The 12,771-nt window shown below is 67.8% G+C and carries 11 protein-coding genes; 5 read left to right on the top strand and 6 right to left on the bottom strand.

Features of this window, described 5'->3' with window-relative positions; translation table 11 throughout:
* Positions 1-120 precede the first annotated feature (120 nt).
* Positions 121-441 (top strand): pyrimidine/purine nucleoside phosphorylase, encoded by a 321-nt coding sequence (locus tag GJG85_RS19605; RefSeq protein ID WP_006478890.1) that lies wholly within the window; start codon positions 121-123, stop codon positions 439-441.
* 98 nt (positions 442-539) lie between these two features.
* Here the strand turns inward: GJG85_RS19605 and GJG85_RS19600 are convergent, their stop codons facing one another.
* From GJG85_RS19600 to GJG85_RS19585, 4 genes are all read right to left on the bottom strand, one after another.
* Positions 540-872: a hypothetical protein gene (locus GJG85_RS19600; protein WP_171984430.1), complete on the bottom strand. Its 333-nt coding sequence runs from the start codon at positions 870-872 to the stop codon at positions 540-542.
* A gap of 435 nt (positions 873-1,307) precedes the next feature.
* Entirely contained in the window at positions 1,308-3,095 is a 1,788-nt protein-coding gene (locus tag GJG85_RS19595; RefSeq protein ID WP_089489428.1) for a chloride channel protein, read from the bottom strand.
* Between the two features lie 14 nt (positions 3,096-3,109).
* Positions 3,110-3,523, bottom strand: a complete 414-nt coding sequence (locus GJG85_RS19590; protein WP_050012872.1) for a helix-turn-helix domain-containing protein — start codon at positions 3,521-3,523, stop codon at positions 3,110-3,112.
* Positions 3,524-3,643: 120 nt separating this feature from the next.
* Positions 3,644-4,816, bottom strand: a complete 1,173-nt coding sequence (locus GJG85_RS19585) for an HPP family protein (RefSeq protein WP_089489427.1) — start codon at positions 4,814-4,816, stop codon at positions 3,644-3,646.
* A gap of 360 nt (positions 4,817-5,176) precedes the next feature.
* On the opposite strand from GJG85_RS19585, the gene GJG85_RS19580 reads away from it, so the two are divergent.
* Entirely contained in the window at positions 5,177-6,145 is a 969-nt protein-coding gene (locus GJG85_RS19580; RefSeq protein WP_050012775.1) for a LysR family transcriptional regulator, read from the top strand.
* 27 nt (positions 6,146-6,172) lie between these two features.
* Here GJG85_RS19580 and GJG85_RS19575 read toward each other — a convergent pair whose 3' ends face one another.
* Positions 6,173-7,537, bottom strand: a complete 1,365-nt coding sequence (locus tag GJG85_RS19575; protein WP_204384289.1) for an MFS transporter — start codon at positions 7,535-7,537, stop codon at positions 6,173-6,175.
* A gap of 64 nt (positions 7,538-7,601) precedes the next feature.
* The gene (locus GJG85_RS19570) at positions 7,602-8,540 is read right to left on the bottom strand and encodes a 2-hydroxyacid dehydrogenase (RefSeq protein ID WP_089489426.1); all 939 of its coding nucleotides are present in this window, start codon (positions 8,538-8,540) and stop codon (positions 7,602-7,604) included.
* A gap of 113 nt (positions 8,541-8,653) precedes the next feature.
* On the opposite strand from GJG85_RS19570, the gene GJG85_RS19565 reads away from it, so the two are divergent.
* The 3 genes from GJG85_RS19565 to GJG85_RS19555 all read left to right on the top strand — a co-directional run bounded on the left by GJG85_RS19565 (position 8,654) and on the right by GJG85_RS19555 (position 12,763).
* Positions 8,654-9,562: a LysR substrate-binding domain-containing protein gene (locus GJG85_RS19565; RefSeq protein WP_050012772.1), complete on the top strand. Its 909-nt coding sequence runs from the start codon at positions 8,654-8,656 to the stop codon at positions 9,560-9,562.
* A gap of 279 nt (positions 9,563-9,841) precedes the next feature.
* Entirely contained in the window at positions 9,842-10,873 is a 1,032-nt protein-coding gene (locus GJG85_RS19560; protein WP_050012771.1) for a TRAP transporter substrate-binding protein, read from the top strand.
* Positions 10,874-10,876: 3 nt separating this feature from the next.
* Entirely contained in the window at positions 10,877-12,763 is a 1,887-nt protein-coding gene (locus GJG85_RS19555) for a TRAP transporter large permease subunit (RefSeq protein WP_204384288.1), read from the top strand.
* The last annotated feature ends 8 nt before the right edge of the window (positions 12,764-12,771 follow it).

The raw sequence follows: 12,771 nt of genomic DNA, 5'->3' as shown, positions 1-12,771 counted from the left end.
GTGCCGGCCGCGCGCCATTCGGGCGCACCTTGCGCGAGCCGGTATCATAGCGGCCGGCCCGCCGCTCCGGCCGGCCGCCAACCACACCGCCATCCGGCATCCAGCAATCAGAGGCATCCCATGACCAGTGCAACCCAATTCGACAACGTATCGGTCGTCAAGCGCGCGAACGTCTATTTCGACGGCAAGTGCGTGTCGCATACCGTGCTCTTCCCGGACGGCACGCGCAAGACGCTCGGCGTGATCCTGCCGTGCGCACTCAACTTCGGCACGGATGCACCCGAATTGATGGAAGTGCAGGCCGGCAAGTGCCGCGTGAAGCTCGACGGCAGCAGCGAATGGCAGACCTACGGCGCCGGCGAATCGTTCTCGGTCCCGGGCAAGAGCCGCTTCGACATCGAAGTGCTCGAGACGCTCGATTACGTCTGCAGCTACCTGTAAGGCGCTTCCCGCGCGGCAAAGAAAAAGCCCCGCCGAAGCGGGGCTGGTCGCAAGCGGATGGCGCAAGGCCATCCGAAGCGCCTGTTCTCGTTACTGCGTTACAGGCAGGCGTTGATGTCGCCGGCGGACGCTGCGTCGCCACGCACGCCGACCCACGTTTTCGCACCCGGCTTCCACGACGGACGAACCATCGCGGCGGCGCCGTTCGGCGGCTGCTGGCCCGGTGCATACACGTCGGTCGCGAGGCCATTGGCCAGCACGTTCTGCGAGATCACCTGTTGTTGCGACTTGTCGGCCCAGGTCTTGGCGATGCACGCCGACACCTCGGGCGCGTCTTTCTGGCTTTGTCCCACGTTCTGCACGGCAGGTTCGGCGGCATGAGCAGAAATTGCCACGGTCAATGCGATGAGCGGTAAGTATTTCACGTTCACGTTATCTCCCTCGAGTCGTGATTGATTGAGTGGGATGCGCAGCAATGCTGCGTGCAAGTGAGATTCCATCCTGCAAGCACGGTTCCGGCCATTCCGAAACAAGTTGTTAACGCGCTTGCCAAATGGCGGCTCGGATGCTGCGCATGTTGCTGCGGCGCGGCATGCGTCGTGTACGGTTCGACGTCATGCGTGGCGCGGTCCGCGCGCTGCCCGATCGTGGTGTGGTGAAGTGACGGCCGCGGCTGGCGGGATGTCTGTGCATCCCGCGCCGCGACGCTTTATCTGATGACGAAGTGGAATGGCTGATGGATGGCCCCGTCGCATGAGCACCATGATGACAAACTTTCGTCTGCCGAATTGTTAACCAACTTTAAACGCGGGAAGGCGGCGGGGAAGCGATGCGCGGCCGGGCGAACGCCCCGCATGCGGTTTGTGTCAGCTGGCCTTGCGCGAGCCGACGTCGCGCAGGTTGACCGGAACGACCGGACGGAAGCGCTCGCGCTTCTGTTCGTCGTCGAAGTGCTGGAGCGCCGGCTTGATCAGGTCGCTGCGCGACACGATGCCCGTGACGCGCAGCGATTGTTCGTCGGCGACCACCGGCAGGCGTTCGAGGCCGAGCATCGCGAGGCGAGACGCGACGACGCGGCACGTTTCGTGCGCCAGCGCGACGGCCGGTGCGCGGTTGGCGAACGCGTCCGAGATCGGCGTGTCTGCGCCGGTTTGCGCGCGCTGCGCATCGAGCATCGCGCGATCGACGAGGCCGAGCAGTCGCCCGTGCTGCACGACCGGATACGCGCGGTGCGTCTGCTTCGCGCCGAAGTATTGCGCTTCGACGGTATCGAGCGTCGTTGCGCCGTCGATCGCGACGAGCCGATCGGCCGACGTCATCACTTCGCCGATGTCATGCCGTTCGAGCGGATCGACGCCGTATTCGCGATAGATGTGATAGCCGCGACGTGCGATTTTCTCCGTCATGATCGAGCGCTTCATCACGATGGTCGCGAAGCCGTGCGCGACGAGCGTCGCCGCAAGCAGCGGCAGCAGCGCGTTGGCGTCGTGCGTGAGGCCGAACGCGAACACGATCGCGGTGAGCGGGGCGCCGAGCGTCGCGCCGAGCGTCGCGGCCATGCACACGAGCGGCCACAACGCCGGATCGCCGCCCGGCAACACCGGCGACAGCACGGTGCCGAGACCGGCGCCGAGCATCAGCAGCGGGGCAAGCACACCGCCCGACGTGCCCGAGCCGAGCGCGATCACCCACATCACGGCCTTCACGATCAGCAGCGCGAGCGCGATCTTCAGCGCGATGTGCTGGTGCAGCAGGTCGCCGATCACGTCGTAGCCGACGCCGAGCGCGCGCGGCTCGAGCCAGCCGCCGACGCCGATCACGATCGCGCCGAGCGCCGGCCACCACATCCAGTGCACGGGCAGCTTCGCGAATGCGTCTTCGACGCGATAGAGCGCCGCCGACAGGCCGCACGCGAGCATGCCCGACAGCAGGCCCGCGACGATGCACGACAGCAGCGCGACGGGCGTCGGCGCGGCCGTCGTCAGCGGAAACAGCGGATCGACGCCGAAGAACACCGCGCGTGCGAAGCCGGCCACCGCGCATGCGAGCGCGACCGGCAGGAAACTGCGCGGACGCCATTCGAACAGCAGCAGTTCGACCGCGAGCAGCACGGCGGCCACCGGCGTGCCGAACACGGCCGTCATGCCGGCGGCCGCACCGGCGACGAGCAGCGTCTTGCGCTCGGCGGCGGTCACGTGCACGCATTGCGCGATCAGCGAGCCGAGCGCGCCGCCCGTCATGATGATCGGGCCTTCGGCGCCGAACGGGCCGCCGCTGCCGATCACGACGCCGGACGACAGCGGCTTGAGGATCGCGACCTTCGGCGACATCCGGCTCTTGCCGAACAGGATCGCCTCGATCGCTTCGGGAATGCCGTGGCCGCGGATCTTCTCCGAACCGAAACGCGCCATCAAGCCGACGATCAGCCCGCCGATCACCGGGACCGCGATCACCCAGGCGCCGAGCGTGTTGTTCGCGGGCGAATGGTCGGCGAACGACAGTTGCTGGAAGAAGAACAGGTTCGTGAACAGGCGGATCAGGCTCAACAGCACGAATGCGGCGAGCGTGCTGAGCAGGCCGATCCCGGCGGCGAGCAACGCGATCCTGGGCAGGCGTTCGTTGGTCGAGAAATCGCGTTTGTGTGGTGCGTTCATCGGAGTGGCAAGGGTCAGTAATCGATCTGGGGAACCAGGAACGTGCCCTTGAGCGACTTCAGCTCGGCACGATGCATGGCCGCGAGACGGGCAAGCAGCGTTTCGCCGGCCGGCTCGAGGTGGACTTCGACCTGGCGGCGGTCGGCTTCGCTCGGCTTGCGCTTCACGAGCCCGAGTGCTTCGCAGCGCGTCACCAGCGCGACGACGCCGTGGTGCTGCGCCTGCAGGCGTTCCGCGAGTTCGCCGATGGTCGCCCATTCGCGATGCGGATAACCCTTGATGTGCAGCAGCAGCAGGTATTGCAGCGGCGTCACGCCTTCGCTTTGCGCGGCGCGTTCGGAGAAGCGCTCGAAGCGGCGCATCTGGTAGCGGAACTCGGACAGTTGCTGGAAATCGCTTTTCGTCAGTGCGCGTCGGGTATCGGTCATCGAGGTCATTCGGGCAGTCGGTTGCGGTGACGATTAATATATCACAATGTGATATAAATGGCCGAAATCGGTCGGATTGGCTGCATTCCGCGTTCCGCCGGCGGCTACATGTGGTGCGCGCTACGCGGCTTCGAGCATTTGGGTCTGCTGATAAAGGCCCGTGACGAGATCCGTCTGCGTAATGATGCCGACGAGCCGGCGCGATGCATCGACGACCGGAATATGGTGGTGGCCCGAATGCGTGAACAGCGGCACGAGCGCGGTGATCGGCATCGTTTCCGGCACCGACGCGACGTCGCGCGTCATTACCGACGCGACGCTCGCGGGCTGGCCGCCGAACGATTGCGGCAGCCGCGCGGACAGGCGCTGCCACAGCGGGGCCGGATGGCGCAACTGGCGCGTGAGGTCGGCGCGCGTGACGATGCCGATGAGGCGGCCTTCGCCGTCGACCACGGGCAGCGCCTTCACGCGGTGGCGGTCGAGCAGCGTGAGCGCGGCCGTGACCGACGTCGACGGCGCGACCTCGATCGCATGCTTCGTCATCAGGTCGGCGCACTTCAACTGGCCGAACGTGCGCGTATAAGCCTGCATTTCCGTTTCGCGCAGCAGCGTTTCGAGATCGTCCGGATCGACGTCGAGCCATTCGCTGCGGCGCTTCAGTACCGCATCGAGGTCGTCGCGCGTGAAGCCGCCGCGCGCCGGTGCGGCGCCCGCCTGCGGTTTCGCTTCGGGGCGCACGCCGCCGTGCGGGTAGCGGTGCCCGGTCAGCGCGTGGTAGAGGAGCGCGGCCGACAGCAGGATCGCCGATTGCAGCGCGATCGGCTGCAGCACGAAGCCGAAGCCGAGCGAATGAATCGCCGGGCCGCCGACCACCGCGGTGAGCGCGACGGCGCCCGACGGCGGGTGCACGCAGCGCAGCGCGAACATGCCGCCGATCGCGCAGGCAATGGCGACCGCGGCGGCCGTGATCGGATCGGCGATCCATTGCGCGCACGCGACGCCGACGGTCGCCGCGACGAGATTGCCGCCGACGATCGACCAAGGCTGCGCGAGCGGGCTCGCCGGCACCGCGAACAGCAGCACGGCCGACGCACCCATCGGCGCGACGAGCAGCGGCACGAGGCCCGGCGCGCCGGGCAGCAGCCGCATCGTGACGCCGACCGTCGCAATGCCCACGAGCGCGCCGGCGCACGCGCGCAGGCGCTCGCGCCAGCCGAGGGTCATCGGATGGGGAATGAAACTGTGCAGCCATTGCCGCAACGTGCGGCGCGACGGGGAGGAGCCTGACGACATGGATGGTGAGCGGTAAAAGGACGGCGCTGGGGCGCGGTGACAAGCGTCGAATTATATCGTGTTGTGATATAAATTGCCGCGCCGCATCACGCCGTTGCACGCGCACGACGTACAAGTCTTGCAAAATCCTTTCATCGCATGAGAGCTTGCGCGCGCATCACCGCGCAAATTTGTCTGCAGCGGCGTACAATTCGGCGCAGTCAATTCCCCCGTCATGCCAGAACCCTGTCCTCGATGCCCGCTCTCCCGCCTTCTCCCCGGCACGGTGATCGATTCGACGCGGTTCGCGGCCGCGTTCCGTTGCCCCTCTGACGCGAGCGCCGCCGACGCCTCCCCACCGACTCTCCCCAAGCCAATTCAATGGACATGCTCGAAAACATGCGCCTGTTCGTGCGCGTTGTCGAAGCCGGCAGTTTTACTGCGGTCGCGAAGGAAATCGACGCGACCACCGCGCAGGTGTCGCGCGCGGTCTCGAACCTCGAAGCCCACGTACAGACGCGTCTGCTGCATCGCACGACCCGCCACCTCGGCCTGACCGAAAGCGGCGAACGCTATTTCGAGCGCGCGAAATCGATCCTCGCGGAACTCGACTACGCGAACGCGGAGGCACGCAACGCGCTGCTGCGGCCGAGCGGCAAGATGCGCATCCATGCGATGACGGGGCTCGGGCAGAGTCATGTCGTGTCGTCGATCGTGCGCTACCAGGCGGACAACCCCGACGTGTCGGTCGAGCTGACGCTCGCGCAGCGGATGCCGAATCTGGTCGAGGAGGGCTATGACGTGTCGATCGTGACCGCGTCGCAGTTGCCCGATTCCGGCTATGTCGCGCAGACCTGCGGCACGAGCTGCAGCGTGCTGGTCGCGTCGCGCGAATACCTGGCGCGGCACGGCACGCCGCAGACGCCCGACGAGCTGCCGAACCACGTATGTCTGCGCCTCGACACGCCCGCGTCGCCGGCCGGCGAATGGCGGCTCGAACGCAGCGACGGCGAGGAGACCGTCTACGCGCTGCAGCCGGCGCCATTCCAGGTCAACGTGCCGGATGCGCTGTGCGTCGCGGTGCGTGCCGGACGCGGGATCGCGTGCGTGGCGCTGTATACGGTGCTCGACGATATCCGCGAAGGGCGCCTGATCCGCGTGCTGCCCGAATACCGGCTGCAGACGGTGAGCGTCTATGCCGTCTATGCGACGCGCCGTTATCTCGATGCGAAGATCCGCACCTTCCTCGATCACCTGCGCACGACGCTCACGCCCGCGCTGGAGAACGATCTGCGCGAACTCGACCGGCTGACGACCGAGCACGCGCCAGCCGGCCGTCAGCGCGCGTAACGGTGCGCCGTCGCACGGCCGCGACGTTCATGCGGCCGGCGCGATGCGGATCCGCTCGAAGCGGCCCGCGAGCCACGTGTACGCGGCAATGCCGATCAGCCCGTGCGCGGCGACGAACCACAACGCGCCGGCGAACGAACCCGTGCTCGCGACGAAGTAGCCGATCACGAGCGGCGTGACGATCCCGGCGATGTTGCCGAGACCATTGAAGACACCGCCGCTCAGCCCGACCATGCCTTCCGGCGCCGTGTCGGCGAGCACGGCCCAGCCGACCGCCGCGAGTCCCTTGCCGAAGAACGCGATCGTCATCAGCGCGATCACGACCGCGTTCGACGATGCGCCGTTCGCGAGCACGAGCAGCGTCGCCATCGCCATCCCCGCGACGAACGGCGTCTTGCGCGCCCGCGACGGATGCATGCCGCGCCGGATCAGCCAGTCCGACAGCAGGCCGCCGAGCACGCCGCCCGTGAACCCGCAGATCGCCGGCAGCGCGGCGACCCAGCCGGCTTCCATGATCGTCATCCCGCGCCCCTTGATCAGATAGATCGGGAACCACGTGATGAAGAAGTAGGTGAGGGCCGTGATGCAGTACTGGCCGATGTAGATCGTCCACAGGTTCCGGTGGCGGAACAGTTGCGACACGTCGCGCCACGACGCGCGCGGCCGCTCGCGCACGCGGTTCGCCTCGAGATCGACGAGCGCGCCGTGGGCGCGCAGGTAGTCGCGCTCCGCGTCGGTCATGCGCGGGTGGCCGTGCGGTTCGCGATACCACGCGAACCACAGTGCGGCGAGCGCGATGCCGAGCAGCCCCATCCACAGGAATACGTGTTCCCAGCCGAGCGCATGCGTGAGCCACGCCATCGCCGGCGTGAACAGCACGACGGCCATGTATTGCGCGGAATTGAACAGCGCGGACGCGGTGCCGCGCTCGGCCGTCGGGAACCAGCAGGCGACGATCCGCGAATTGGCCGGGAACGCCGGCGATTCGACCAGGCCGAGCATGAAGCGCATCACGAACAGCGCGAGCGTCGCGGCCGCGCCCTGCACGGCGAACCCGCCGACCGTGCCCTGCAGCATCGTGAATATCGACCACAGCAACAGGCTCAGGCCGTACACGCGCCGCGCGCCGAAGCGATCGAGCAGCCAGCCGCCCGGAATCTGGCCGATCGCATAGGCCCACGCGAACGCCGAAAAGACGATGCCGAGCTGGACGGGCGTGAGTCCGAGGTCGTGCGCGACGCCGGTGCCGGCGATCGACATCGTCGCGCGGTCCGCATAATTGATGACGGTGACCGCGAAAATCAGCGCGAGGACCGCATAACGGACGCGGCCGATCGTGCGCGACGCGGCGGACGATGCGGCGAGCGCAGCGCCGCTGGATCGATTGGACATGCGTGTCTCCTGGCCTTCGTCGTGCGAAGGCATCGGTGTTGTAACGGGAAGGGGCGTGCCGCGCTCAGCGCGTGACGCTGGTCGGCGGGCGCTGGCCCGCGAAGCACGCGGCGAGGTTCGCGAGCACGATGCGGCCCATTGCCTCGCGCGTTTCGTGCGTGGCGCTCGCGCGGTGCGGCTGCACGACCACGCGATCGAGTTCGAGCAGCGCGGCCGGCACGTGCGGTTCGTTCGCGAATACGTCCAGCCCGGCGCCGGCGATCGTGCCGTCGGCCAACGCGCGCACGAGCGCGGCCTCGTCGACCAGCTTGCCGCGCGCGACATTGATCAGGAATCCTTTGGGGCCGAGCGCGGCGAGCACGTCGGCCGTCACGATCACGTTGCCGTGATCGGCCGACGCCGCGATCACGAGCACGTCGCTGTCGCGCGCGAGCGCGGCGAGGTCGGGCACGAAGCGATAGCCGCTGTCGCGATGCTCGCGCGGGCCGAAGTAACTGACGGGCATCCGGAACGCCTGCGCGCGCTGTGCGATCGCGCGCCCGACGCGACCGAGCCCGACGATGCCGAGCCGCTTGCCCGTGACCTGCGTCGCGAGCGGCTGGGCCGTCTTGCCCCAGCGGCCGGTGCGCACGATCCGCTCGCCGGCGCCGAGGTCGCGCAGCGTCATCAGGATCAGCCCGAGCGCCATGTCGGCGACGTCGTCGGTCAGCACGTCCGGGGTGGTCGTCACGTGGATGCCGCGCGCCCGCGCGCGGTCGAGATCGACCGCGTCGGTGCCGATGCCGCTGATCGCGACGATCTCGAGCGCGGCGAGCCGGTCCATCAGTGCGGCGGACAGGCCGTTCGCGCCGCCGGTCACGACGCCGCGAATGCGCGGCGCCACGCGATCGAGCAGCGCGTCCGGTTGCTCGGCCGCATACAGTCGATGCACGGTGTAACGGGCGGACAGTTCGGCGTCGATGGTGTCGGGGAGCGGCTGCGTCAGCAGGATGTCGATGGTCATGAAAGTCTCGGTCGTCGTGCGCGACGTAGGCCGCGCATCAGGTGGAACCGAGTATAGAAATCGCATCGATATCGGTCTAACATCAAAAGACTATCGATTGATTCAAGATTTGAATGATTGAACTACACCAGCTTCGCTGCTTCGTCGCGGTTGCCGAGGAACTGCATTTCGGCCGGGCGGCCAGGCGGCTCTTCATGACCCAGCCGCCGCTCAGCCGGCAAATCCAGTTGCTCGAGCACGCGCTCGGCATTGCGCTGCTCGAGCGCAGCAGCCGGCAGGTCAGCCTGACCGCGGCCGGCGAGCGCTTCCTGCGCGACGCGCGGCACATCCTCGAATTCTCCGCGCGCGCCGAGCAGGCCGCGCAGCGCGTCGCGCACGGCGGGGCCGGGCGCATCACGCTCGGTTTCACGGCCGTCAGTGCGTACCGGATGATCCCGGTGCTGCTCGCGCATGCCGCGCATGCGTTGCCGGACGTCGACGTCGAATTGCGCGAGATGGTGTCGACCGTGCAGATCGACGCGCTCGCGTCGCGGATGCTCGACGCGGGTTTCGTCCGCCAGCGCGCCGCGCGCCAGCCGCTCGAATACCGGCTCGTGCAGCGCGAACCGATGCTCGTCGCGGTCGCGGAAGGCGCGCCGCTCGCGGCCTACGCGCAACTCGGCCCCGACGAGCTCGACCGACAGCCGTTCATCGCGTATTCGCCGAACGAGGGCAAGTATTTCCACGACATGATCTCGGGGATGTTCGCAGGCGCCGGGCGGTTGCCGAACTACCTGCACTACGTCGGCCAGACGCATACGATCCTCGGCCTCGTGCGCGCGGGGCTCGGCGCGGCGCTGGTGCCGGCGTCGGCGCGCGAGCTTCATGTGGACGGCGTGGTGTTCCGGCCGCTCGCGGGCGCGAACGTGGCGGCCGAGTTGTATCTCGCATGGCGCACGGACAACGACAATCCGGCGCTGCCGTTGTTCAACGCGATGGTCGAGCGGTTTCTGACCGGCTGCCCGGACGACGCGGGCGTTTAGCGGCGCCCGCTCGCATGAGCGGGGCGTCCTTCCGCCTTCAAAAGTCTGTCGTCTGATGATTCGGTCCGTAGGTTCGAATTATTTCGGCGACGTCTGAAACGCACGAGAAACGGCGATCTTTCATCCAAAATTGCGCCGGAACCCACCCGCATACCACCCATCATTTCACCCCGGACAGGGGAAACCCTCATTTTTCTCTCATCGGTCGTCGTATTACTGTATCGATACACTAAATCGATACAGTTGCGTCGCGAGACGCACTCGCAAAGGAGACGGCTCATGAGTACCTATACCCGGCGGCGCTTTCTGCAGACGGTGTCCGCCGCCACGCTCGCGGCCGCGGGCAGCTTGCCGGAGACCGTGCGCGCGCAGCAGCCGGCGGTCACGCTGCGCTGCTCGTCGTCGATGCCGGCCGACCAGAACGCCGCGCACTACGTGTGGTACCAGCGTCTCGCCGCGAACCTGAAGGCGAGCGTCGGCGATGCGATTCGGGTCGACTACTTTCCGAACAGCCAGCTCGGCAAGGAAAGCGACGTCGTGCAGCAGGTCAAGATCGGCGCGATCGACATGATGATCGCGGGTTCGTCGATCTGGGCCACGATCGCACCGGAGCTCGGGATGCTCGATCTCGGCTACCTGTTCGACAGCTACGCGCACGTCGCGAAGGCGCTCGACGGCCCGGTCGGCACGAGCCTGAACGCGCTGCTGCAAAAGCGCGCGGGTTGCTCGGTGCTGACCTGGGGCTCGCATTTCGGCGGACGCTGCGTATTCACGAAGCAGCCGGTGACGGCGCTGCCCGGGCTGAAGGGGACGAAGCTGCGCGTGCTGCCGACGCCCGCGTTCATGGATACCTTCAAGGCGATGGGCGCGGTGCCGACGCCGATCCCGTTCGGCGAGCTGTACATGGCTGTGCAGACGGGCGTCGTCGACGGCCTCGAACACGATCCCGCCACGGTGCTCGCGAGCCGTTTCGACGAGATCGTGAAGTCGTGCTGGCAATCGCACCACGTATTCGCGGCGATGACCGTCGTGATGGGGCGACGTGCGCTCGACCGGATTCCGGCCAACCTGCGGCCGGCGTTCGACCGCGCGGTGGCCGATGCGACCGTGCAGCAGCGCGCGATTGCTGCGCAGAAGGCCGCGCAGGCGGAGCAGGCGCTGAAGCAGCGCGGCATGGCGTTTCACCCGCTGGCCGAGGGCGAGCACGCGGCGCTGCGGCAGACGATGCAAGACCGCCTGTATGTGGCGTTCGCGAAGCAGTATCCGGCCACTGCGCCGCTCTTTCCGGCGATCGCCGCCGCGCGGGGTTGAGCGATGGACATGCATTCCGTCTCGGGCGCCGCGCCGGCGCCCGCCGCAGGCCGCCCGGCGCATCGCGCCGCCCGCGTGCTGGATGCGGTGCTGCGCTGGATCGAGATCCTGTCGGCCGCGGTGCTCGCCGTCGACGTGCTCGTCGTGTTCGTGTCGGTCGTGTTCCGCTATTTCCTGCACGACCCGGTCGACTGGGCCGAAGAAGTGGCGAGCGCGCTGATGATCGTGCTGGTGTTCTTCGGCGCGGCGACGGTGCTCGGGCGCAGCCAGCATGTCGGCATCGACGTGTTTCGCGGCCTGCTGCCCGCACGCTGGCAGGGCGCGTTGACCCAGGCCGGCCACTGGATCGTGGCGGCCGTTGCGCTGAACCTGCTGGTGTCGTCGAGCCAGTTGCTCGCGGATTCGTACGACCAGATGACGACGGGCGGCTTGCCGGGCTGGATCAACGGGTATCCGATGATGTTCGGCGCGCTGTTCATGACGGTATTCGCGCTCGCCAATGCGCTGAACGCGCCGCGCCGCCGGGTGATCGGCACGTTCGCGTGCTGTGCGGCGCTCGCGGCCGCCGTCTACGGCTGGAACGCGCTGTGGCCCGCGCATGCGGTCGCGCCCGGCACGCTGCTCGTCGCGGGCTTCGTCGGCGGGCTGGTGCTCGGCGTGCCGATCGGATTCGTGCTGGCGTTTTCGGCGCTGCTGTATTTCCTCGCGGATCCGACGCTGCCGCTGCTCGTCTACTCGCAACAGGTGATGGCGGGGGCCGATCACTTCGTGCTGCTCGCGGTGCCGTTCTTCGTGCTGGCGGGGCTGCTGATGGAGTCCAACGGGATGTCGGCGCGGCTCGTCGAATTGCTGCTGCGGATGTTCGGACGCGTGCGGGGCGGGCTCGGCCTGATCGTGATCTTCGCGACGGCCTGCTTTTCCGGCGTGTCGGGCTCGAAGCTGGCCGATATCGCGGCGGTGGGCGGCGTCGTGATGCCGGCCGTGCGCCGCGCGCGGCAGGACCCGAACGAAACCGCCGCGCTGCTCGCATGCAGCGCGGTGATGGCCGAGACGATTCCGCCGTGCGTGAACATGATCATCATGGGCTTCGTCGCGAACATCTCGATCGCCGGGCTGTTCGTCGCGGGGATCGTGCCGGCGGCCGTGCTCGCCGCGTCGCTCGCGGTCGTGACGGTGATCACCGGACGCAAGATCGACGTGGCCGAGGTATTCGGCGAGCGTCGCGCGTGGCTGCCGCTCGCGGGCGGCGCGCTCGTCGCGCTGGTCATGGTTGCGATGATCGGCAAGGGCGTGACGTCGGGGATCGCGACGTCGACCGAAGTGTCCGCGTTCGCGGTGGTCTATGCGCTCGTCGTGGGCTGGCTCGCGTTCCGCGAACTGACGTGGCGCTCGGTCGGCCGCGTATTCGTGCGCGCCGCGTCGATGGCGAGCGGCATCCTGTTCATCGTCGCGGCGGCGTCGAGCGTGTCGTTCGCGCTGTCGATCGAGCAGATTCCGGCCCTCGTCTCGGGCACAATGACGGCGTTTGCCCATCAGTACGGCGCGACGATGTTCCTGCTGCTGTCGGCGCTGCTGATGATCGTGTTCGGCGCCGTGCTCGAAGGCGCGCCCGCGCTGATCATCTTCGGGCCGCTGCTCGCGCCGATCGCGCTGCAGCTCGGCATCCATCCGCTGCATTTCGGCACGGTCGTGGTGGTGGCGATGGGGTTCGGGCTGTTCGCGCCGCCGGTCGGGCTCGGGCTGTTCACGACGTGCGCGATCACGGGCACCGAGGTCGGCCGCGTGGCCCGGCCGATGGTGAAATACCTGCTGGTGCTGTTCGCCGCCCTCGTGGCGCTGATCTTCGCTCCGGCGTTTTCGTTGTGGCTGCCGGCCCATTTCGGCCTGTAGCCCGTTCC

Source organism: Burkholderia sp. MS389 (assembly GCF_016899425.1).
GTDB lineage: Bacteria > Pseudomonadota > Gammaproteobacteria > Burkholderiales > Burkholderiaceae > Burkholderia > Burkholderia sola.
This window is presented reverse-complemented; position numbering and strand designations above follow the sequence as displayed.

Bases quoted from the DNA above. Each gene is read 5' to 3' on its own strand.
- GJG85_RS19605 (WP_006478890.1), top strand. From the start codon at position 121: ATGACCAGTGCAACCCAATTCGACAACGTATCGGTCGTCAAGCGCGCG.
- GJG85_RS19595 (WP_089489428.1), bottom strand. From the start codon at position 3,095: ATGAACGCACCACACAAACGCGATTTCTCGACCAACGAACGCCTGCCC.
- GJG85_RS19590 (WP_050012872.1), bottom strand. From the start codon at position 3,523: ATGACCGATACCCGACGCGCACTGACGAAAAGCGATTTCCAGCAACTG.
- GJG85_RS19585 (WP_089489427.1), bottom strand. From the start codon at position 4,816: ATGTCGTCAGGCTCCTCCCCGTCGCGCCGCACGTTGCGGCAATGGCTG.
- GJG85_RS19580 (WP_050012775.1), top strand. From the start codon at position 5,177: ATGGACATGCTCGAAAACATGCGCCTGTTCGTGCGCGTTGTCGAAGCC.
- GJG85_RS19575 (WP_204384289.1), bottom strand. From the start codon at position 7,537: ATGTCCAATCGATCCAGCGGCGCTGCGCTCGCCGCATCGTCCGCCGCG.
- GJG85_RS19570 (WP_089489426.1), bottom strand. From the start codon at position 8,540: ATGACCATCGACATCCTGCTGACGCAGCCGCTCCCCGACACCATCGAC.
- GJG85_RS19565 (WP_050012772.1), top strand. From the start codon at position 8,654: ATGATTGAACTACACCAGCTTCGCTGCTTCGTCGCGGTTGCCGAGGAA.
- GJG85_RS19560 (WP_050012771.1), top strand. From the start codon at position 9,842: ATGAGTACCTATACCCGGCGGCGCTTTCTGCAGACGGTGTCCGCCGCC.
- GJG85_RS19555 (WP_204384288.1), top strand. From the start codon at position 10,877: ATGGACATGCATTCCGTCTCGGGCGCCGCGCCGGCGCCCGCCGCAGGC.